General features: G+C 64.1%; 19 protein-coding genes and 1 pseudogene. 9 read left to right on the top strand and 11 right to left on the bottom strand.

Annotation, left to right across the window (positions count from 1 at the left end):
• Window positions 1-2: 2 nt before the first annotated feature.
• The gene (locus ACVMIM_RS02495; RefSeq protein WP_476110197.1) at window positions 3-773 is read right to left on the bottom strand and encodes an SDR family NAD(P)-dependent oxidoreductase; all 771 of its coding nucleotides are present in this window, start codon (window positions 771-773) and stop codon (window positions 3-5) included.
• A gap of 173 nt (window positions 774-946) precedes the next feature.
• On the opposite strand from ACVMIM_RS02495, the gene ACVMIM_RS02500 reads away from it, so the two are divergent.
• From ACVMIM_RS02500 to ACVMIM_RS02515, 4 genes are all read left to right on the top strand, one after another.
• A complete protein-coding gene (locus ACVMIM_RS02500; RefSeq protein WP_040996489.1) occupies window positions 947-2,179 on the top strand; it encodes an ABC transporter substrate-binding protein in 1,233 nt (410 codons plus the stop codon).
• Between the two features lie 105 nt (window positions 2,180-2,284).
• Window positions 2,285-3,154, top strand: coding sequence for a carbohydrate ABC transporter permease (locus ACVMIM_RS02505; protein ID WP_476110199.1), 870 nt, complete (start codon window positions 2,285-2,287; stop codon window positions 3,152-3,154).
• Complete coding sequence (locus ACVMIM_RS02510; protein ID WP_476110201.1) at window positions 3,151-3,978, top strand: carbohydrate ABC transporter permease; 828 nt, start codon at window positions 3,151-3,153, stop codon at window positions 3,976-3,978. The genes ACVMIM_RS02505 and ACVMIM_RS02510 overlap by 4 nt, the downstream gene beginning before the upstream one ends.
• A 19-nt stretch (window positions 3,979-3,997) precedes the next feature.
• Entirely contained in the window at window positions 3,998-5,512 is a 1,515-nt protein-coding gene (locus ACVMIM_RS02515) for a M81 family metallopeptidase (protein ID WP_476110203.1), read from the top strand.
• An 87-nt stretch (window positions 5,513-5,599) separates the two neighbouring features.
• On the opposite strand, the gene ACVMIM_RS02520 is transcribed toward ACVMIM_RS02515, so the two are convergent.
• The 6 genes from ACVMIM_RS02520 to ACVMIM_RS02545 all read right to left on the bottom strand — a co-directional run bounded on the left by ACVMIM_RS02520 (window position 5,600) and on the right by ACVMIM_RS02545 (window position 10,852).
• Entirely contained in the window at window positions 5,600-7,648 is a 2,049-nt protein-coding gene (locus ACVMIM_RS02520) for a M3 family metallopeptidase (RefSeq protein ID WP_476110205.1), read from the bottom strand.
• Between the two features lie 84 nt (window positions 7,649-7,732).
• Complete coding sequence (locus ACVMIM_RS02525; protein ID WP_278049971.1) at window positions 7,733-8,149, bottom strand: nuclear transport factor 2 family protein; 417 nt, start codon at window positions 8,147-8,149, stop codon at window positions 7,733-7,735.
• A gap of 9 nt (window positions 8,150-8,158) precedes the next feature.
• Window positions 8,159-8,800 (bottom strand): carbonic anhydrase, encoded by a 642-nt coding sequence (locus tag ACVMIM_RS02530; RefSeq protein ID WP_040996483.1) that lies wholly within the window; start codon window positions 8,798-8,800, stop codon window positions 8,159-8,161.
• 145 nt (window positions 8,801-8,945) lie between these two features.
• A complete protein-coding gene (locus ACVMIM_RS02535) occupies window positions 8,946-9,707 on the bottom strand; it encodes a DUF429 domain-containing protein (RefSeq protein ID WP_476110207.1) in 762 nt (253 codons plus the stop codon).
• A complete protein-coding gene (gene pdxY / locus ACVMIM_RS02540) occupies window positions 9,704-10,588 on the bottom strand; it encodes a pyridoxal kinase PdxY (RefSeq protein ID WP_476110209.1) in 885 nt (294 codons plus the stop codon). Before pdxY ends, ACVMIM_RS02535 begins: the two co-directional genes overlap by 4 nt.
• A 12-nt stretch (window positions 10,589-10,600) precedes the next feature.
• A complete protein-coding gene (locus ACVMIM_RS02545; protein WP_476110211.1) occupies window positions 10,601-10,852 on the bottom strand; it encodes a hypothetical protein in 252 nt (83 codons plus the stop codon).
• 219 nt (window positions 10,853-11,071) lie between these two features.
• Between ACVMIM_RS02545 and ACVMIM_RS02550 the strand changes: the two genes are divergently transcribed.
• From ACVMIM_RS02550 to ppa, 5 genes are all read left to right on the top strand, one after another.
• Window positions 11,072-11,716, top strand: coding sequence for a LemA family protein (locus ACVMIM_RS02550; RefSeq protein ID WP_278049965.1), 645 nt, complete (start codon window positions 11,072-11,074; stop codon window positions 11,714-11,716).
• A 203-nt stretch (window positions 11,717-11,919) separates the two neighbouring features.
• Window positions 11,920-12,735, top strand: coding sequence for a TPM domain-containing protein (locus ACVMIM_RS02555; RefSeq protein ID WP_476110213.1), 816 nt, complete (start codon window positions 11,920-11,922; stop codon window positions 12,733-12,735).
• Between the two features lie 6 nt (window positions 12,736-12,741).
• Complete coding sequence (locus tag ACVMIM_RS02560; protein ID WP_476110215.1) at window positions 12,742-13,380, top strand: TPM domain-containing protein; 639 nt, start codon at window positions 12,742-12,744, stop codon at window positions 13,378-13,380.
• 297 nt (window positions 13,381-13,677) lie between these two features.
• Window positions 13,678-14,187, top strand: a complete 510-nt coding sequence (locus ACVMIM_RS02565; protein WP_040996476.1) for a GNAT family N-acetyltransferase — start codon at window positions 13,678-13,680, stop codon at window positions 14,185-14,187.
• Between the two features lie 122 nt (window positions 14,188-14,309).
• Window positions 14,310-14,843, top strand: coding sequence for an inorganic diphosphatase (ppa, locus tag ACVMIM_RS02570; protein ID WP_040996475.1), 534 nt, complete (start codon window positions 14,310-14,312; stop codon window positions 14,841-14,843).
• A 60-nt stretch (window positions 14,844-14,903) separates the two neighbouring features.
• On the opposite strand, the pseudogene ACVMIM_RS02575 reads toward ppa, so the two are convergent.
• The 4 genes and pseudogenes from ACVMIM_RS02575 to ACVMIM_RS02590 all read right to left on the bottom strand — a co-directional run bounded on the left by ACVMIM_RS02575 (window position 14,904) and on the right by ACVMIM_RS02590 (window position 19,361).
• Window positions 14,904-15,853, bottom strand: a pseudogene (locus ACVMIM_RS02575) (ABC transporter permease).
• Between the two features lie 3 nt (window positions 15,854-15,856).
• Complete coding sequence (locus tag ACVMIM_RS02580) at window positions 15,857-16,834, bottom strand: ABC transporter permease (RefSeq protein WP_476110217.1); 978 nt, start codon at window positions 16,832-16,834, stop codon at window positions 15,857-15,859.
• Window position 16,835: 1 nt separating this feature from the next.
• The gene (locus ACVMIM_RS02585) at window positions 16,836-18,299 is read right to left on the bottom strand and encodes a sugar ABC transporter ATP-binding protein (RefSeq protein ID WP_476110219.1); all 1,464 of its coding nucleotides are present in this window, start codon (window positions 18,297-18,299) and stop codon (window positions 16,836-16,838) included.
• A gap of 45 nt (window positions 18,300-18,344) precedes the next feature.
• Window positions 18,345-19,361: an ABC transporter substrate-binding protein gene (locus tag ACVMIM_RS02590; protein WP_040996471.1), complete on the bottom strand. Its 1,017-nt coding sequence runs from the start codon at window positions 19,359-19,361 to the stop codon at window positions 18,345-18,347.
• Window positions 19,362-19,466: the final 105 nt, after the last annotated feature.

The following is a 19,466-nucleotide window of genomic DNA, read 5'->3' on the forward strand; positions in this document are numbered from 1 at the left end:
GGTCACGTACCCAATATGTCGTCGATGAAAGGCAGGTAGCCTGCCGTCAGTCCGGCATCCACGGGCACCACGGCACCTGTTATGCCGGAAGCGCGGTCGGAGGCAAGGAAGGCCACCGCTTCCGCCACTTCCGAAGCATTGACGATGCGGCCGAGCGGATAGAGTCGCTTCAGCCGGCCGAGGATTTCGGGGTCCTTAGCCAGACGATGGTCCCAGGCGGCGGTGCGGATCGAGCCTGGGCACACGACATTGGCGCGCAACCCGCTGCGGCCGAGCTCGACGGCGATCGATTTGGCATAGGCGTTGATGCCGGCCTTGGCGGCCGCATAGGCCGGATTGCCGAAATGCGCGATGGCGTTGACCGAGGAGATGAAGACGACGCTGCCCGAGCCGCGCTTGGACATCGCCTTGATCAGCGGATCGGCGAAAGTCATCACGCCGGTCAAATTGAGGTCGAGCTCCTGCTCTATTCTGTCCGCCGTCAATGCTTTCAGTGTCTCGGCGCGCGTCCAGCCGGCATTGTTGATCAGGATGTCGGGAACGCCGTCTCTGTCGAGCAATGCGGGGATCGCCGCTTCGATCGAGACCCGGTCGAGCAGGTCGAAGACGTGGCGCGAGGCGATATGCGGACTGGCCAGTGCCTCCACCGACTGGTCGCAGCCGACGACGCGCGCGCCGCGCCCGGCCATGAGCTCGACGATCGCCGAACCGAGGCCGCCGCCGGCGCCGGTGACGACCACGGTCTTGCCCTCGAACTCGGCTGTCGAACCCACGCTATGCGCTCCTCCACCCCTCATTTTGAGCCACTAAGCTAGCCAAGCAAATGTAATTAAGCAACATGATTATCCGCTTGCATGGCGCGGAATCATGGATAATGTAGGAAAGTAACATAAATCCTGCGCACATAAGAGTCAGGCGCCCACGGGGCATCAATGGGAGAGATCAGATGAGCCTTGCGAAATGGACTGTCGGCCTGTTGGCCGGAATGAGCATGCTGGCTTTTGCAGCACCAGCCGATGCCGGCGAGGTGCGCGTCACCGTTGCCGAATACAGCGCCAAGACCGGCCCCTACTTCGAAGAGGTGAAGAAGGAATTCGAAGCGGCCAATCCCGGCATCACCATCAAATATGAAGTGGTGCCGTGGGACGTGCTCTTGCAGAAACTCACCACCGACATCACCGCCGGCACCAATGCGGACCTCTCGATCATCGGCACGCGCTGGCTGATCGACTTCGTGCAGCAGGATGTCGCCGAGCCGCTCGACAGCTACATCACGCCCGAGTTCAAGGACCGCTTCATCGACACCTTCCTGCAGCCCTCGATCATGGACGGCCACACTTACGGCTTGCCGATCGCCGCCTCGGCGCGCGCCATGTATTACAACAAGGAGCTGTTCGAGAAGGCCGGCATCGCCAAGCCGCCGGCCACCTGGACCGAGCTGCAGGAGGACGCGCGCAAGATAAAGGCGGTCGGCGCCTTCGGCTATGGCCTGCAGGGCAAGGAGATCGAGACCGACGTCTATTACTACTATGCGATGTGGTCGTTCGGTACCGAGATCCTCAACAAGGATGGCACGTCCGGTTTGGGCACGCCCGGCGCGCTCGAGGCAGCCAAGCTCTACAAATCGATGATCGACGAGGGCCTGACGGAACCCGGCGTCACCTCCAATAACCGCGAGGACGTGCAGAACCTGTTCAAGCAAGGCAAGGTCGGCATGATGATCACCGCGCCCTTCCTGTCCAACCAGATCAAGGAAGAAGCGCCGAAGCTGAAATACGGCGTCGCCGCCATTCCGGCCGGGCCGACCGGCGCGCGCGGCACTTATGGCGTAACCGATAGCATCATTATGTTCAAGAACTCCAAGAACAAGGACGAGGCCTGGAAGCTGCTCGATTTCCTGTTCACCAAGGAGCAGCGCGCCAAGTTCACGCAGGGCGAAGGCTTCCTGCCGGTGAACAAGGAAGAGGCGAAGATGGACTATTACGTCAACAACGCCGACCTCGCCGCCTTCACCGCGTTGTTGCCCAACGCCCGCTTCGCGCCGGTCATCCCGGGCTGGGAAGAGATCGCCCAGATCACGTCGGACGCCATGCAGAAGATCTATCTCGGCAGCGCCACGCCGGAAGCGGCCCTGAAGGATGCGGCCGACAAGGCGAACGCGGTGCTGAAGAAGAAATAAGGGCGTATCTCCCTGCGCCCGTGGCGCGCTCCACTTCGTCGGAGCGCGCCACATCTTTCGGCCGGTGCAAAGCCATCTTCACTGCAACACGGTGCCATCCAGCCGATGCAAAGCCGGATCCTGCCCTACCTGCTGACGCTGCCCAGCCTGCTCCTGGCGGCGGTGGTGATCTTCTGGCCGGTCTGGGACCTTGTCCAGATATCGACGCATGATGTGAATCGCTTTGGCCAGCTTCGCGAATTCAGCGGCCTGACTAATTTCTCGGCGCTTGCCGCCGACCCGGATTTCGTCGCCGCTCTCTGGCGCACCGGGCTGTGGACGGTGCTGGTCGTCGGCGGCGCGCTGCTTCTGTCTATCCCGGTGGCGATGATCCTCAACATGGATTTCTACGGACGCGGCCTCGCCCGCGTCATCATCATGTTGCCCTGGGCGGTATCGCTGACCATGACCGCGGTGGTCTGGCGTTGGGCGCTCAACGGCGAAAGCGGCATGCTGAATTCGGCGCTGATGAAACTTGGGCTTATCAGCCAGAACATCCAATGGCTGGCGAGCGCCGAGACCGCCTTCCCGATGCAGGTGCTGATCGGCATCCTGGTGACGGTGCCGTTCACCACCACGATCTTCCTCGGCGGCCTGTCCTCGATCCCCGACGATCTCTATGAGGCGGCCGCGCTCGAGGGCGCGACGCTCTTGCAGCAGTTCCGCGAGATCACCTTTCCGTTGCTGAAGCCGTTCATCAACATCGCCATCGTGCTCAACACTATCTATGTCTTCAACTCCTTCCCGATCATCTGGGTGATGACTCAAGGCGGGCCGGCAAACTCGACCGACATTCTGGTCACACATCTCTACAAGCTCGCCTTCCGCATCGGCAAACTGGGTGAGGCTTCCGCCGTGTCGCTGGTGATGTTCGCCATCCTGCTCGTCTTCACGATGATTTATGTGCGCCTGGCCATGCGAGAGCAGCGCGCATGAGAAACGGCAAGATGAAACGCACAATCATCGCCTGGCTGCTGCTTCTGCCGCTGATCATGGTGACGATCTTTCCCTTCGCGGTGATGTTCCTCACCGCGGTCAAGCCGCGGCCGGAGGTGCTCTCACCGACTTGGTGGCCGAGCGAGTTTCACTGGTCGAACTTCGCCGACATGTGGGTGGCGACCGGTTTCGGCCGGGCGCTTGCCAATTCGCTCTATGTCTCGGCGCTGGCGACGATCGGCGCCATCCTGATTTCCGTGCCGGCAGCCTATGCCATGTCGCGCTTCCGCTTTGCCGGCTATGGCGCGTTCCGCCAGTTCCTTCTGATTTCGCAGATGATCTCGCCGATCGTGCTGGTGCTCGGCCTGTTTAGGCTGATGGCCGCCTGGGGGCTGGTCGAAAGCCCGACGGCGCTCGGCTTCATCTACATGGCCTTCAACGTCGCCTTCACCGTCTGGATGCTGCAGAGCTATTTTGACACCATCCCGCGCGACCTCGAGGAAGCCGCTTGGATGGAGGGGGCCGGCCGCTGGCTGACGCTGCGCAAGGTCTTCCTGCCCCTCTGCCTGCCGGCGATCGCGGTGACGGCGATCTTCACCTTCATCAACGCCTGGAATGAGTTCGTGGTCGCGCTCACCATGCTGCGCAGCCAGGAAAGCTACACGCTGCCGATCCAGGTTTTCTCGCTGGTCGCCGGCCGCTATACGATCGAATGGCACCATGTCATGGCGGCCACGCTCTTGGCGACGCTGCCGGTAGCGATCCTCTTCATCTGGCTGCAGCGCTACCTCGTCCGCGGACTGGCGCTCGGTGCCGTCAAGTAGCAGCAATCACGGAGTTTTCATGCGCGTCTTCACCGCCTCGCTGGCGACGGAAACCAACACCTTCTCGCCGGTGCCGACCGACCGGGCCTCCTTCGAGATGGCGTTTTACGCCGGTCCGGGAAAACATCCGGAAACGCCGACGCTGTGCTCCTCGCCGATCGTGGCTTTGCGCAAGCGGGCGGACAAGGACGGGCTGACTGTCATCGAAGGCACCGCCACCTGGGCGGAACCCGGCGGCCTGGTACAGCGGCAGACTTACGAGGCGCTGCGCGACGAGATTCTCGACCAGCTCAAGGCCGCCTTGCCGGTCGATGCGGTGATCCTTGGTCTGCATGGCGCCATGGTGGCGCAGGGCTATGACGATTGCGAAGGCGACCTGCTGGAGCGTGTCCGCGCCGTCGTCGGCCCGAATGTCGTGATCGCCTCCGAGTTCGATCCGCACAGCCACCTGACGCCGAAACGTGTGGCGGCCTGCGATGTCATGGCCTATTTCCTCGAATTCCCGCACACTGATTTCTACGAGCGCGGCGAGCATGTCGTCGAGCTCGGCCTCGCCGCGGCGCGCGGCGAGATCAAACCGGTGATCTCGACCTTCGACTGCCGTATGATCCAGGTGCTGCCGACCAGCCGCGAGCCGATGCGTTCGTTCGTCGACAGGATCAAGGCGCTGCATGGCAAGGACGGCGTGCTGTCGGTGTCGGTCATCCACGGCTTCATGGCCGCCGATGTGCCGGAGATGGGCACCCGCATCCTGGTCGTCACCGACAACGACAAGGAAAAGGGCGACCAACTCGCCGAGACGCTGGGACGCGAGCTCTATGCGCTGCGGGAAAAAACGGCCATGACGATGCTGTCCGCCTCGGCCGGTATCGAGCAGGCGCTTGCAGTGCGCTCGACGCGCAAGGACAAGCCGGCGGTGATCGCCGACATCTGGGACAATCCGGGGGGCGGCGTGCCGGGCGACGGCACCACCGTGCTGCGCGAGTTGCTTGCGCGTGGCGTGACGAAGGTCGGCGTGGCGACGATCTGGGATCCGATCGCGGTCACCTTCTGCCACGCCGCCGGCGAAGGTGCGGTCATCGACCTGCGCTTCGGCGGCAAGGCCGGTCCTCAAGCCGGCGAACCGATCGACGCGCGCGTCATCGTGCTGAGGGCAGTCAGCGAAGGCTGGCAAAGCTTCGGGCCGAGCCGTGTGACGCTAGGCCCATCGGCGGTGGTGCGGATCGAAGGCACCGAGGTCGACGTCATCTTGAACACCAACCGCACCCAGACTTTCGAGCCGGATGTCTTCTCCAACATCGGCATCGATCCGCTGTCGAAAGACGTCCTCCTGATCAAGTCGACCAACCATTTCTACGCCGGCTTCGCGCCGATCGCCGCCGAGATCATCTATGTGGCGGCGCCGAGTTCCTATCCGAGCAACCCGGCGGTGACGGATTACAGGAAGCTGAACCGGCCGATCTGGCCGAGGGTGGCGGATCCTTGGAGCACTTCCCCTTCTACCCTTCTGGGAGAAGGTGGATCGGCGCGATAGCGCCGAGACGGATGAGGGGTGTTCCAGCGGAGTGAGACGCTGGCGTTCCGTCGCCTTCTCCCCACAGGGGAGAAGGGGGAAGCTGCGCTACACCAGCCCCCTCTTCACCATCATCGCCTCAGGCGAAGGCATCTTGCCGCGGAAGGCGGTGTAAAGCTCCTCCGGATCCTTCGACCCGCCCGCGGCATAGATGTTCTTGCGCAGCCGCTCGGCGAGTTCCGGATTGAAGGCATCGCCCGTCTCCTCGAAAGCCGAGAAGGCGTCGGCGTCGAGCACTTCCGACCACATGTAGGAATAATAGCCGGCTGAATATCCGTCGCCGGCGAAGACATGGCCGAAATGCGGAGTGCGGTGGCGCATCGCGATCGTGTCCGGCATATGCAGTCTTTCCAGCGTCTCGGCCTCGTAGCGAAGCGGCTCGGCAGGCGCGTCCGGCCGCGCGTGATAAGCCATGTCGATCAGCGCTGAGGCGGTGAACTCGACCGTGGCGAAGCCGGCGCCGAAGGTGCGGGCGGCGAGCATCTTGTCGAGCAGCGCCTTCGGCATCGGCTTGCCGGTCTTGACGTGCAGCGCATGCTTTTCCAACACCGCCGGCACCGTCAGCCAATGCTCGTAAAGCTGCGAGGGCAGCTCGACGAAATCGCGGCTGACAGAGGTGCCGGAGACCGACGGCCAGGTGACGTCGGACAGCATGCCGTGCAGGGCGTGGCCGAACTCGTGGAACAACGTCTTCGCCTCATCGACCGACAGAAGCGCTGCCTCGCCGGCTGGCGGCTTGGCGAAATTCATGATGTTGTAGATCACCGGCTTGGCGCCTTGGCCGAGCTTGTAGCCGGACTTGAGTGCGCTCATCCAGGCGCCGGAGCGTTTGGAGGGCCGCGCGAAATAGTCGGCCAGGAAGAGGCCGCGTTCGCTGCCATCGGCATTCTTCACCACGAAGACGCGCGCATCGGGATGCCAGGCGGCAATGCCCTTCTTTTCCTCGAAACTGATGCCGAACAGGCGTGTCGCCACATCGAAGCAGGCCTCGATGACACGCTCGAGCTGCAAATATGGCTTCAGCTCAGCCTCGTCGAAAGCGAATTTCTCGGCGCGCAGCTTCTCCTGGTAGAAGCGCCAGTCCCAGGCCGCGAATTTCTCGTTGCTGCCAGCTTCCGCCGCCAGCCGCTCCAGTTCCTTCTGGTCGGCGGCCGCTTTCTCCAGCGCCTTTTCCCACACCGGATCGAGCAGATCGTGCACGGCCTTCGGCGTCTTCGCCATCGTGTCGTCGAGCTTCAGCGCCGCGAAGGAATCGTAGCCCAGGAGCTTCGCCTTCTCGGCGCGCAGCTTCAGCATGTCGCGCACGACATCGGTGTTGTCGGAGGCGCCGCCATTCTGGCCGCGCATGATGAAGGCTTTGAACGCGATCTCGCGCAGGTCGCGGCGCTCGGAGAAGGTCGAGAACGGCTCGTAGATCGAGCGCGACAGCGTCACCGCATAGCGGCCTTTCTGGCCGCGCATCTCGGCCGCTTCCGCCATGGCGCTCTTCAGGAAGTCGGGCAGGCCGGTAAGATCGGCCTCGTCGAGGAACAGCGCCCAGTCGCGCTCGTCGGCGAGCACGTTCTGGCCGAATTTGGTGCCGAGCGAGGAGAGCTCCTCGTTGATGGCCGCAAGCCGCTTCTTGCCTTCGGCGTCGAGCTTCGCGCCCGACCGGACAAAGCCCTTCCAGGTCTTCTCCAGGACGCGCAGCGTTTCGGGATCGAGCTTCAGGCTGTCCCGCCGCTGGTAGAGGTCATCAATGCGGGCAAACAGCTTCTCGTTCATCGAGATCGCCGAGAAATGCCTGGACATCTTCGGCGAAACCTCACGCTCCATCGCCTGGATGGTGTCGTTGGTGTGGGCGCCGGCGCGGCACCAGAAGATCGACGAGACATGGTCGAGCGGCTCGCCGGCGAGTTCCAATGCGGCCAGAGTGTTCTCAATGGTCGCCGTCTCGCTGTTGCCGGCGATCGCGTCGATCTCGGCCTGATGCGCCGCAAGCGCCGCGTCGAAAACCGGACCGAAATCATTGTCGCCGATGCGCGAGAAATCCGGCAGGCCGAGCGGCCCCTGCCAGACGGTCAGCGGATGGGCGGCGAGGTCGACGGTTTTTGACATGGGCGAATCCAACAGGGAGTTTCGATAGGCGGAGGGCAGCCCCGATGTAGGGCGGCGCCGCGTGCAGCGCAACTCAGGCTCGCCTCAATAGGCGCTGCAGTCCTGCGCCACCGCCGTCTGCGTGCTGGCGATAATGCGGCCGCCGGCGACGGTGAAAGTCTCGCGCATCAGCGTGTCGTTGCTCGGAAAATCGTAGCAGGCGAGCACCGTGGTCTCACCGTTCTCGCTCTTTTCGATGCGATGACGTATCGCCGCGCCTGCGACCGCGCCCTGCCATTCGTCGATCGAGGCGATGAAATCCTCTTTGGTCTGGACGACGCCGATATCGTCGAGCTTCATGCGCACGTCATCGGCAAGCAGGTCGGACAGTTCGGTGCGGTCGGCGACCAGCAGCGCCGAATACCAGCGGTCGATGATGGCGCCATCATCGGAGCTGGCGCGGACGGTTGTCGATAGCAGCAACGCCGCCGCAAGAAAGCTCCTCCACCGGTTCCGGTGCATCACCCCTCCTTAGAGCTCGGGCCGCTCGAAATCGCCGGTTTCCTTGTTCATCACCCACAGCTCCCCGGTCGAGATGTCGAACCATGCGCCGTAGAGCGAGAGCTTGCCCTTGCCCTCGAGGATCGAGACGCAGGGAAAGGTCCTGAGATTGGCGATGGAGTAGCGGACGGAAATACGCTCCAGCGCCGTCTGGCGCTCGGTTGCCGTCATCATGGTGCTGGAGGCCACGGTCTCGGCGGCCGGCGCGATCAGGCTCATCCATTTGCCGATGAAGTCGCCGGGCGACAGCGGCGAGGAATTGGTGTCGAGCGCGGCACGGATACCGCCGCAGCGGCCGTGGCCCATCACCACGATGTTCTTGACCTTCAGGCTCTGCACCGCGAATTCGAGCGCGGCCGAGGTCGAGTGGTATTCGCCGTCCGGCTCGTAGGGCGGCACCAGATTGGCGACATTGCGCAGCACGAAGAGCTCGCCGGGACCGGCATCGAAGATCGCTTCCGGCGCCGAGCGCGAATCGCAGCAAGCGACGATCATCGTCTCGGGCGCTTGGCCCTCGCGCGCCAGCGAGCGGTAGCGCCCGCTCTCGGTGAGGTAGCGGCCATTCATGAAGTTGCGGTAGCCGGTGATCAGGTGCTCGGGCAGATGCGGCATGGCGGCGGAAGCCTTTCCGGGTTTGAGGCGGCAAGGTCGTGGCGATCGGAATGCCTGTAGCGGCAAAAGCCCGCCGCGAGCAATGCAGAATTGTCGGCACTGGCGACAAAGCTATGCATCAAGCGGCAAAAACAATGATTCGATGTCAGGCCCAGATAGCGACCGGGATGCCGAAATGGTCCACCAGCGGCGGATCGGGCGAAGGCAGCGCTTCGCCCCTGGCGATACGTCCGGCAATCAGCATCATCGCCGCCGCATCGAGCAAGTCGTCACTCGCAGCACCCCGTGGCGGCGCCTGATCGAGGAAGCGCTTCTCGTAGCCATGCCGGCAAAGCAGCGCCTTGCGCTCTTCCATGCCGGCCGGGTTGACCGCGCCCTTGATCTTCTTCGGCAGCGCCATCGCCGCGCCGCCGTTCAGCCGGCAGAAGGCGACCTCAGGATGGGATTCGAATATGCGGTGACGCAATTCCGGCCTTGCGATCAGCAAGGCGTCGATCTCGCGGATCTTCGAAAAGATCCCGAAGGCCTGGATGGAAACGCCGCGCCGCGGATCGGAGGTCTCCATCGCCACCGCGCTTGCGCGCCGATGCGCTTCATACCAGGCCTCGACGGTGGTGAAGTCGCTGGTGTCGGCATAGAGCGCCGCGCGCGAGGGGATGGCGAACACGCTCGATTGCCGCGCCCCGAGCAGCGGCCGCACCAGCGCTTCCGGCCCGCGGCCGCCCTTGCGCGAAAAATCCGGCAGGCCGATCGGCATGTCGACGGCGATGGTGGCATCGGGCAGCGCATCGAGCAGCGCCTGGAAGCTCGGAAAGACCGTGACCGACGGCGCGGCGTTTGCTTCCCGATGGACGGCGATCCAGCCGGCCTTGCAGCCGTCGACGCCGGCCAGCCCACCTGGCGTCACGCCCGCTTGTCCCGCCCGGGATGGAGCAGATGGCGCAGCTGCACCATGGCCATGGGATGCGAAAGGCTCTGCGCGTCGGTTTCGAGCTGCAGCTCGTCGCCGCCGCGCTTGGCTGTGCGGGCGAGTATCTCGTAGACGGCGGCGGTGGTCGATTGCAGCGCCTTGACCGGCGGCTGGCCGGAGAGAACGCGCGCCAGATAGACCGCGGCCGTCAGGTCGCCCAGCCCGTTCGGCGGCCTCTCGATCACGCGGTGCTCGGCAAGCAGCGCCTGGCTGCCGTCGAGCAGGAAATTGCCGGTGCCGCCGGTCATCATCGCCGGCGCCGAGGTCACCAGCATGGTCGACGGCCCGGCATGAAGCGCGGCCGCCGTCACCGTCTTGATGTCGGGCAGCGGCGCGCCCGCCATCCATTCCAGCTCATAGCGGTTGGGCGTCGCGATATCGGCGATCGGCATCAATCTGTCGCGCATGGCGACGGCCGTCGGCTCGGGCACGTAGAGCCCGCCGGAATCGCCCATCACCGGATCGCAGACGTAAAGCGCCTTCGGCGTCTTTTCCTTGACGGCGGCGACCAGCGAGGCGACCGCCTCGGCCTGGCCCGCCTCGCCGAGATAGCCCGACAGCACGGCCCGCACCTCGCCCAGCCAGGGCGCCCGCTCGAGATCGGCCATCAGCGCCTTGAACTGGTCGAGCGGCGGCACGATGCGGGTTGCGCGGCTGTGCCCCGGATGCCAGGGCAGAATGACGGTGGGCACCGCCCAGACCGGGAAACCAAGCGTCTCCAGCGCGAACACCGCCGCGCGGTTGCCGACAGAGCCGCGGGCGACATGGCTGGAGATGACGATGACCGCGCGCGGCGCGTCGGTTTTTTCTGCATTCATGGAATCTGAATCCTAGCCGCCACGCGTGGCGGCATACACCAGCCAGACCAATAGCCCAATGGCTATGATGACGCCGAGCGTTCGGCCAATGCGGGTTCCCCAATATTCGATAGGATCGGCGCGGTCGGCGTCGGCGGCGGTTACATGCTCGCGCGCATGCTTCGCCGTGCGGCTTATGAACGAAGCGCCGCCCGGCGCCGTCTCGCGCGCCACGCGTTCGAGGATGCGGCGCGATTCGGTCTCGTCGTCCCGGCGCTCGGCCATGGCAATTGCCCTTTCCTGCCCACAGCTTAGAGTAATTCCGGGAAAAGTGCGAAGCGGTTTTCCAGCCGGAATTGCGTCAAACCAAAAAAGGCGGAATCTCGTTCGCTCGATCATTCACAGTGGCTCGCGCCAGGGCGGGAATCGGGTCATCGACCGGACATTTTCTTACGCGTGGATTGTGGTAATGCTTCGCGTGCAACTTCTGTCGAGGGACCATTCATGATCACCGAGCGCCTCTCACTGTCCTCTCCTTTCCGCAGCCTCCCCGCCTTCCTGATGATGGTTTTCGTGCTGCCGCTGCTTGCCGGCTGCGGCTATAACACCATCCCGACGGCCGAGGAGAACGCCCATGCGGCCTGGAGCGAGGTGCTCAACCAGTATCAGCGCCGCTCCGACCTGATCCCGAACCTTGTCGAGACGGTCAAGGGCTATGCCTCGCATGAGAAGGACACGCTCGACGCGGTCGTTCAGGCGCGCGCCAAGGCGACACAGATCACGGTGACACCGGACACACTGAAGGATCCCGAAGCGCTGAAGAAGTTCCAGGACGCTCAGGCTGGCCTGACCAGCGCGCTGTCGCGGCTTATCGCGGTGTCGGAAGCCTATCCCGACCTCAAGGCGAACCAGAATTTTCTCGCGCTGCAGGCTCAGCTCGAAGGCACCGAGAACCGCATCGCAGTGGCGCGGCGCGACTACATCCAGGCGGTCAGGGACTACAATCTGACGCTGAAGACCTTCCCCTCGGTGCTGTGGGCGACCTTCTGGTTCCGCGGCAACCAGCCCTTCGCGAACTTCACCGTCGAGGAGGACAAGATGCAGGTGCCGAAGGTCGATTTCGGCACGGGCACCAAGCAGGGCGGGTGAGAGGCTCGGCTGAAAATTAATCGAGCTTGCAGGCCTTGAGTTCCTTCACACCCTCCTCTGTCCTGCCGGACATCTCCCCCGCAAGGAGGGAGATCGGGCATCATCTCTTCTTTTGCCAATTTTCGGCGTCCGAAGGAGCGGGCCGGCGGCGAAGCTGTCAATTTCCCCCCTTGCGGGGGAGATGGCCGGCAGGCCACAAGGGGGTGCGCCGAAGCGCCTTCGTCGGTGTTTTGCTCGCCCTTTTCCTCCTCCCCCTCGCCGCCCTCGCCGCCGACCTACCTGCGCTGACCGGCCGCGTCGTCGACAATGCCGGCATCATCGATGCCGGCACGCGCGCGGCGCTGACCCAGAAACTCGCCGATTTCGAAACCAAGGGCTCCGACCAGATCGTCGTCGCCACCATACCCAGCCTCGGCGGCGAGGAGATCGAGCCTTACGCCAACCGGCTGTTCCGCTTCTGGAAGCTCGGCCAAGCCAAGGAAAACAACGGCGTGCTGCTGCTGGTGGCGCCGAACGACCGCAAGATGCGCATCGAGGTCGGCTACGGGCTGGAAGGCACGCTGACCGACCTGCACACCAAGCTGATCATCGAGAACGACATGGTGCCGGCCTTCCGTGCCGGCGACTTCTCCGGCGGCATCACCAAAGCCGTCGACGACATGATCATGGTGCTGGAGGGCAATCCCGAGGAATTGGAGGCGCGCGGCAAGCGCAACGAACAGGCGCCGTTCAACTCCGACGACCTTTTCTTCGCCATCTTCATCACCATCTGGGCGCTGATTTTCTTCGGCGGCATCGCGGTGACGGTGCTGCCGCCGATCTTCGGCCAGAAGATCGGTCCCGGCCGCTATCGCTGGCTCGGCATGACTTTCGATCAGAACCGTCGCTCCTCCTCCGGCGGCTGGTCATCGGGTGGCGGAGGCTGGTCGTCAGGCGGCGGAGGTTGGTCCTCCGGCGGCGGCGGATTTTCCGGCGGCGGCGGCTCGTCGGGCGGCGGCGGCTCTTCGGGAAGCTGGTGAGGCATCATGGCAACGCGACCGATCAGCGCCGAGGACCATGACCGCATCGCCGAGGCGATCCGGACGGCCGAGTTGAAGACCGACGGCGAGATCTACTGCGTCGTCGCTCGAGTCAGCGACGGCTACTTCTTTCCGGCCGCTTTCACGGCGACGATCGGCCTGTTCATCGCCAGCCTTGCCGTCGCCTACGGGCTGGAAAGCTTGTGGCTGACCATCCGGCTGCCGCATTTCGTGCTGGCGCAGCTGCTGGCCTTGGCTTCGGTGTTCGCCCTGCTCTGGTTCCTGCCCGCCTTGCGCATTCATTTCGTGCCGAGACGGCTGCGCTATCAGGCCGCGCACGCCAATGCGATGAAGCAGTTCCTGGCCCGCAACGTCCATCGCACAAGCGCGCGCACCGGCGTGCTCATCTTCGTCTCCATCGCCGAGCGCTATGCCGAGGTCGTCGCCGACTCAGGCATCGACGCCAAGGTCGGCCAGCATGTCTGGGACGGCGTCGTGCGCGACCTGACGAAACACGCCGGGGACGACCGGTTGGCGCACGGCTTCATCAAGGCCATCGAATCGGTCGGCGCGGTGCTCGCCGAGCATTTTCCGGTCACCGAAGGCGACACCAACGAACTCGACGATCATCTGGTCGAAATCTGACGAGTTCCCGCATTGGGATTTTGACCGGTCGACTCTGTCTGCATTGGCGGCATGCCTTGGAGATTGGCCGAAACGCCCATCGCGATCGTCATTCTAGGGCGGAGCAGGAGCGAAGCTCCGTCGCGAAGACCCTAGAATGACGACGTTGGGGCGGCTTCAACAGTCCCCGGCGTTTCCGCCGATTTCACCGAAATGAAGGCCTCGTCGTCAGAAGCGCCTTTCGCCTGTGCGAAAGCGTCGAGGCCTGTTGGGGGGACTCTTTGCAATCGGACGAGGCGGGTTTATGGTTAACCAATCATGAACACGCTCACGATCGATATCAGGAAGGCAGAACCGCGCGACGCGAGCGCCATCGCCGAGGTGCACCAGCAGGCCTGGCGCGGCGCCTATTCGGGCATCATCCCGCACCGCACGCTGACCTCGATGATCAACCGTCGCGGCGTCGACTGGTGGGCAAACGCGATTCGCCGCGCGACCACCGTGCTGGTGGTCGAGATCGGCGGAACGGTCGCCGGCTATGCCACGATCGGCAAAAACCGCGCCCGCGAGCTCCGCCAGCAGGGCGAGATCTACGAACTCTATCTGCGGCCGGAATATCAGGGCATCGGGCTTGGCAGCCGGCTGTTCAAGGCGGCCAAGGCCAGGCTCGCCGACCATGGCCTGCGTGGCCTTGTGGTGTGGGCGCTGGAAGACAATCACAACGCCTTGGCCTTCTATGCCGGCAATGGCGGCCGCGATATCGCCGAAGGCGTCGAGGTCTTCGAGCAGAAGGCGCTGAAGAAAGTGGCTTTCGTCTGGAATGACTAACCTCGCCTAGGTTACAATCCATCACAAACTGTGCGCTTCCATGGGCGTTCAGTGCTATTCGCCGCATTGCACCATGACGCTTCGCCCGCTATCGGTCTTGCAATCGAGAGAGGGATTTAGCCATGCGTATCGAAGCCGTGCCCACCGGGAAGAACCCGCCGGACGACATCAACGTCATCATCGAGGTGCCGATCGGCGGCGAGCCGATCAAGTATGAGATGGACAAGGAAGCCGGTACGCTGTTCGTCGATCGTTTCCTGCACACCTCGATGCGCTATCCCGGCAATTACGGCTTCGTGCCGCACACGCTGTCGGGCGACGGCGATCCGATCGACGTTCTGGTCTGCAACACGCGCGCGCTGGTGCCGGGCTGCGTCATCAATGTGCGGCCGATCGGCGTTCTGATCATGGAAGACAATGCCGGCCAGGACGAGAAGGTGATCGCCGTCCCCTCGCCCAAGCTGACGCTGCGCTACGAGAACGTCACCGAATACACGCATCTGCCCGAGATCACGCGCCAGCAGGTCCAGCACTTCTTCGAGCACTACAAGGATCTCGAGCCCGGCAAATGGGTCAAGATCGAGGGCTGGCACGATTCCAAATACGCCAAGAAGATGATCGTCGACGCGATCGCCCGGGCCAAGGCGGCCAAATAGGGGTTGTTGTTTGTCGCAATTCCGGACGGAAAACCGCTTCACACTTTTCCTGGAATTGCTTTAGCGCACCGCCTTCTCGCCGCCGGCCGCGGTGATCACACCGACAATGATCAGCCCGGTCAGCACCAGCCGCACGCCGGCGCTGACGCCGAATGTGTTGAGCATGGTGAGCAAGAGCACCAGGAACAGCCCGGCGCCCCAGACGCCGGGCACATTCGCCTTGCCGCCCGCGACCGAGGTGCCGCCGATGACCACGACCGCGATCGAGGCCAGCAGATATTCGTTGCCGATGTCGACATTGGCGCCGCGGAAATAGCCGGCAAGCAGCGCCCCGTCTATGCCGCCCAGCGCGCCGCACAGCGTGTAGGTGAGGAAGCGGATGCGGCCGACATGGACGCCGGCGAGCCATGCGGCGCGGATGTTCTGGCCGATCGCCAGCACCGAACGGCCATAGATCATGCGCTGCAGCGCAAGTGCCGCGCCGATGGTGAAGATCACCGTCAGCATCGCCAGCACGGGGATGCCCAGCACCTGCCAGTTGGTGAAGTCGGCGAAGCCCGGCGGCGGCTTGATCTGCAGGCCGCGGCCGTAGCTGATGTCGACCGACTGGATGATGAAGCTTGCCGACAGCGTCGCGATGATCGGCGGGATGCGCAGCGCCCAGATCAAGAGATAGTTTATGGCGCCGATCGCCGCGCCGGGCAGGCGAGTGCTGCGAGCAGCCCGACGAGGATCATGGAATCGCTGCCGCCCATCACCTTCATGGCGACCGCGCTGGCCAGCCCGATATTGGCCGGCAGCGACAAATCGACATTGCCGGGTCCCAGCGTGATGACGAACATCTGGCCGATGCCGACGATGACCGTGAAGACGGCAAGCGAAAGCGCTGCCGTGACCATGCCGCCGGCACCGTAACCGCCCGTGAAGGCAACGGTTGCCAGCCAGACGACGAGCGCACCGGCGAAGGACCAGATCCAGGGTTTTTCGAGCACCATCCGAACCGAAGTCATCGCTCACCGCTCCCTGCGGCTGATCAGCACCCGCGCCGCCAGCACGATGATCAGGATCGCGCCGTTGGCGGCCACCTGCCAGTCCGGCGGAATGTGCATGAAGGTCAAGAGCGGCGAGGCGGCCAAAGCCAGCGTCAGCGCACCGATGACCGCGCCGATCGGCGACACGCGCCCGCCCACGAACTCGCCGCCGCCGAGGATGACGCCAGCGATCGAGAGCAGCGTGTAGCCATTGCCGATATTGGCGTCGGCCGACGTGGTGATGCCGATCAGGGCCATACCGGAAAGCACGCCGAACAGGCCGGTCAGCGCGAACAGCACAATCTTGGTCCTGAGCAGTGACCAGCCGGCGCGCCGCAGTGCCGCGGCATTGCCGCCCGAGCCGCGCAGAATGACGCCGTAGGAGGTGCGCATCAGGCCGAAATGCACGACCGCGGCGATCAGCAACGCGGCAAGGATCGGGAACGGGATGTAAGGCGGCTTGAAGGAGATGATTGCCAGCAGCCAGTCCGGCGCCTTGCCGCCGGGCTTGGGTAGGATGAGGATGGCAAGCCCCTGCCAGACGAAGCTCATGCCGAGCGTCACCACGATCGACGGCAGATTGCGCAGATGGATCAGCGCGCCGAGCAGTGCATAGACGCCGATCGAGCCGAGCAGCACGAGAATGCCCAGCAGGGGCGCCTCCCTCAGCCATGTCGCGGTGACGCAGCCGACGAAGCCGACGAAAGTGCCGATCGAGAGATCCAGCTCATTGCCGGCGATGACGAACATCTGCGCGATCGTCGCCAGCGCGATCGGGATCGCCAGGTTGAGCATCAGGTTGAAGCCGAAATAGCTGATGGCGCGCGGATTGAGCCAGGCGATCGCCATCAGCACCAGCGCCAGCGACAGCGCCGGCAGCAGGCTGCGCAGCATGCGCGCCCGCGCCGCGCTGCCGCGCGGCGAGGTTCTGGGGACCGTGCCGGGAGCGAGCGCGGTCATCTCAGGCCGCATCGCCGAACGAGGACTGGATGATCTTTTCCTCCGTCAGTTCGTCGCGCCGCAGATTGGCGACGATGCGGCCGTTCTTGAAGACATAGACATGGTCGCAATTGTCGAGCTCTTCGGTCTCGGTCGTGTACCAGAGGAAGGTTCGGCCCTTCGCGGCCTCCTCCCGCACGAGGTCATAGACTTCGAGCTTGGTGCCGATGTCGACCCCGCGCATCGGATCGTCCATCAGCACGATCTCGGCGTCGGAGCCGAGCGCGCGGGCAAACAGCGCCTTCTGCTGGTTGCCGCCCGACAGCGAATAGATGTTGTTGTTCATGTCGGGTGTGCGGATGCCGATCTTCTTCTTCCAGAACTCGGCGAGCTCGGCCTCGCGTTGAGGGGAGATCAGCAGACCCTTGCGCAGCCTGGCCAGCGAGCGGATGCCGATATTCTGCGCGATCGACCATTGCGAAAAGATGCCGTCCGACTGGCGGTCGCCGGCGACCAGCGCGACGGGCGCGGTGACCTCGATGCCGGCCTTGGCCCGAGAGGCGGCCGAGAAGATCGCCAGCAAAAGGTCGGTCTGACCGTGACCGGCAAGCCCGGCAAGGCCGATGATCTCGCCGGCGCGGGCGACAAGCTCCTTGTCGTCCTGCTGCCTGGCCGGGCGCGCGCGAACCCTGAGCGCGCCGGCCTCGATTTTCCGGGCTTCGGCCGCGGCCTTCTGATGTCCTTCGGCGCCGCCCATGGCGGCGACCAGTCTGTCGCGGTCAAAAGCGCTCGCGGCATCGGCCGCAACCACCTTGCCGTCGCGCATCACCACGATGCGGTCGGCGTGCTGCAGCACCTCGCCCAGCACATGCGAGATCAGGATGCAGCTGCCGCCCTGCTCGACGAAGCGGCGCACGAAGGATAGGAGCTGGCCTGCGGTATGCGCGTCGAGCGAGGAGGTCGGCTCGTCGAGGATGACCAGATGCAGCGGCTCGCGGGTCAGCGTGAAAGCGCGCGCCACCTCGACCATCTGGCGCCGGCCGATCGACAGGTCGCCGGCGATGTCGTCCGCCGAAATGCCGTGGCCGGGGAAGATCTCGTCGAGCTTGGCGCGGATGAGATCAGCGGCCTTGCGCCGCCAGCCGAAGCCGGCAAGCGAGGGATGGTTGATGCGGGTGTTCTCGGCGACGCTGAGATTGGGGCAGAGCGACAGCTCCTGGAAGACGCAGCGTATGCCGAGCTCCAGCGCCCGCGCCACCGAATAGCTCGCCTCCTGATTGCCGCGCACCGCGATCTGCCCGCCATCCGGCCGCAGCGTGCCGGCCACCATATGCATCAGCGTCGACTTGCCGGCGCCATTGTGCCCGACCAGCCCGACGCATTCGCCGGCGCCGACATGGAAGTCGACGCCGTTAAGCGCCCGAACGGCGCCGAAATGTTTTTCGGCGCCGTTGAGCCTGACGATATCCGCAATAGCCTGAAGCATCCTCAACTTTATCCGGTTGCCGATGCGGCTGGCAATGTCGCGCCGCTATTGCTTGATGTTGGCCTTGATGGCCGCGATGGCGTCTTCCTGCGTGTATTCATGCGTGGCGACGCCACCTTCCTTGATCTTCGGCAGCGCGGCTTCGAAATCGTCCTGGGTGAAGGCAAGATACGGAACCAAGAGGTCGTGCGGCACGTCCTTGCGGCCGTCGAGCACCTGCTGCGCCACCCAGAAGGCGAGCGTCGACACGCCGGGCGCGATCGAGGCCGACCAGGTCTGGTAGCCGTCCTTGTCCTTCTGCTCCTTCCACCACTTCAACTCGTCCTGCCGGTTGCCCATGATGATGGTCGGGCGCGGCTTGCCGGCGGCGGCGAAAGCTTGCGCCGCGCCATAGCCGTCACCGCCCTGGTCGACCACGCCGACGATCTCTGGCAGCGAAGGCAAGATGGTCGCCACCGCCTTTTGCGCCGTGGTCTGGTCCCAGTCGCCGGTCACGGAACCGACTATCTTGAACTCGGGATGGGCCGCGACGCCTTCGAGGATACCGGCGTGGATGGCGTCGTCGATCGAGGTGCCGGCGAGCCCGCGGATTTCGAGCAGGTTGCCGCCCTTCGGCTGGAACTTCGCCATCTGCTCGACTTCCTGCTTGCCCATGTCCTTGAAGTCCACGACAACCCGGTAGGCGCAGGGCTCCGTCACGATACCGTCGAAGGAGACGACGACGATGCCGGCGTCGCAGGCCTGCTTGATGGCGCCGTTCAGCGCATCCGGCGAGGCGGCGTTGATGACGATGGCGTCATAGCCCTGCAGGATCAGGTTCTGCACCTGCGCGGCCTGCGTCGGTACTTCCTTGTCGGCGGTGGTGAAGACGTCCGCCGCCGCGACCACCTTGTCTTCGACCGCCTTCTTGGTGACGATGGCGTAGCTGTCGAGCATCGCCTGGCGCCAGGAATTGCCGGCATAGTTGTTGGAGAAGGCGATCTTCTTGCCGCTGGTGTCGGCGAGCGCCGTGCCCGAGGCGAGCATCGCCGCGAATGCACTTAAAACGAGCAGTTTCTTCATATTTTTCCTCCCGGGGTTGCTGATCTTAATGGATGGTCGTAACGCGAATGCCTGTTTTTTATCTATTGTCAGACAAATTCAGACGAACCGCAAGCTGTCAACTGC

It is taken from the genome of Mesorhizobium sp. USDA 4413, assembly GCF_056280365.1.

Coding starts and splice junctions, on each gene's coding strand:
- pdxY (WP_476110209.1), bottom strand. CDS start 10,588: ATGAATGCAGAAAAAACCGACGCGCCGCGCGCGGTCATCGTCATCTCC.
- ACVMIM_RS02505 (WP_476110199.1), top strand. CDS start 2,285: ATGCAAAGCCGGATCCTGCCCTACCTGCTGACGCTGCCCAGCCTGCTC.
- ACVMIM_RS02510 (WP_476110201.1), top strand. CDS start 3,151: ATGAGAAACGGCAAGATGAAACGCACAATCATCGCCTGGCTGCTGCTT.
- ACVMIM_RS02530 (WP_040996483.1), bottom strand. CDS start 8,800: ATGCCGCATCTGCCCGAGCACCTGATCACCGGCTACCGCAACTTCATG.
- ACVMIM_RS02585 (WP_476110219.1), bottom strand. CDS start 18,299: ATGCTTCAGGCTATTGCGGATATCGTCAGGCTCAACGGCGCCGAAAAA.
- ACVMIM_RS02560 (WP_476110215.1), top strand. CDS start 12,742: ATGGCAACGCGACCGATCAGCGCCGAGGACCATGACCGCATCGCCGAG.
- ACVMIM_RS02580 (WP_476110217.1), bottom strand. CDS start 16,834: ATGACCGCGCTCGCTCCCGGCACGGTCCCCAGAACCTCGCCGCGCGGC.
- ACVMIM_RS02520 (WP_476110205.1), bottom strand. CDS start 7,648: ATGTCAAAAACCGTCGACCTCGCCGCCCATCCGCTGACCGTCTGGCAG.
- ACVMIM_RS02500 (WP_040996489.1), top strand. CDS start 947: ATGAGCCTTGCGAAATGGACTGTCGGCCTGTTGGCCGGAATGAGCATG.
- ACVMIM_RS02545 (WP_476110211.1), bottom strand. CDS start 10,852: ATGGCCGAGCGCCGGGACGACGAGACCGAATCGCGCCGCATCCTCGAA.
- ACVMIM_RS02565 (WP_040996476.1), top strand. CDS start 13,678: ATGAACACGCTCACGATCGATATCAGGAAGGCAGAACCGCGCGACGCG.
- ACVMIM_RS02515 (WP_476110203.1), top strand. CDS start 3,998: ATGCGCGTCTTCACCGCCTCGCTGGCGACGGAAACCAACACCTTCTCG.
- ACVMIM_RS02590 (WP_040996471.1), bottom strand. CDS start 19,361: ATGAAGAAACTGCTCGTTTTAAGTGCATTCGCGGCGATGCTCGCCTCG.
- ACVMIM_RS02525 (WP_278049971.1), bottom strand. CDS start 8,149: ATGCACCGGAACCGGTGGAGGAGCTTTCTTGCGGCGGCGTTGCTGCTA.
- ppa (WP_040996475.1), top strand. CDS start 14,310: ATGCGTATCGAAGCCGTGCCCACCGGGAAGAACCCGCCGGACGACATC.
- ACVMIM_RS02550 (WP_278049965.1), top strand. CDS start 11,072: ATGATCACCGAGCGCCTCTCACTGTCCTCTCCTTTCCGCAGCCTCCCC.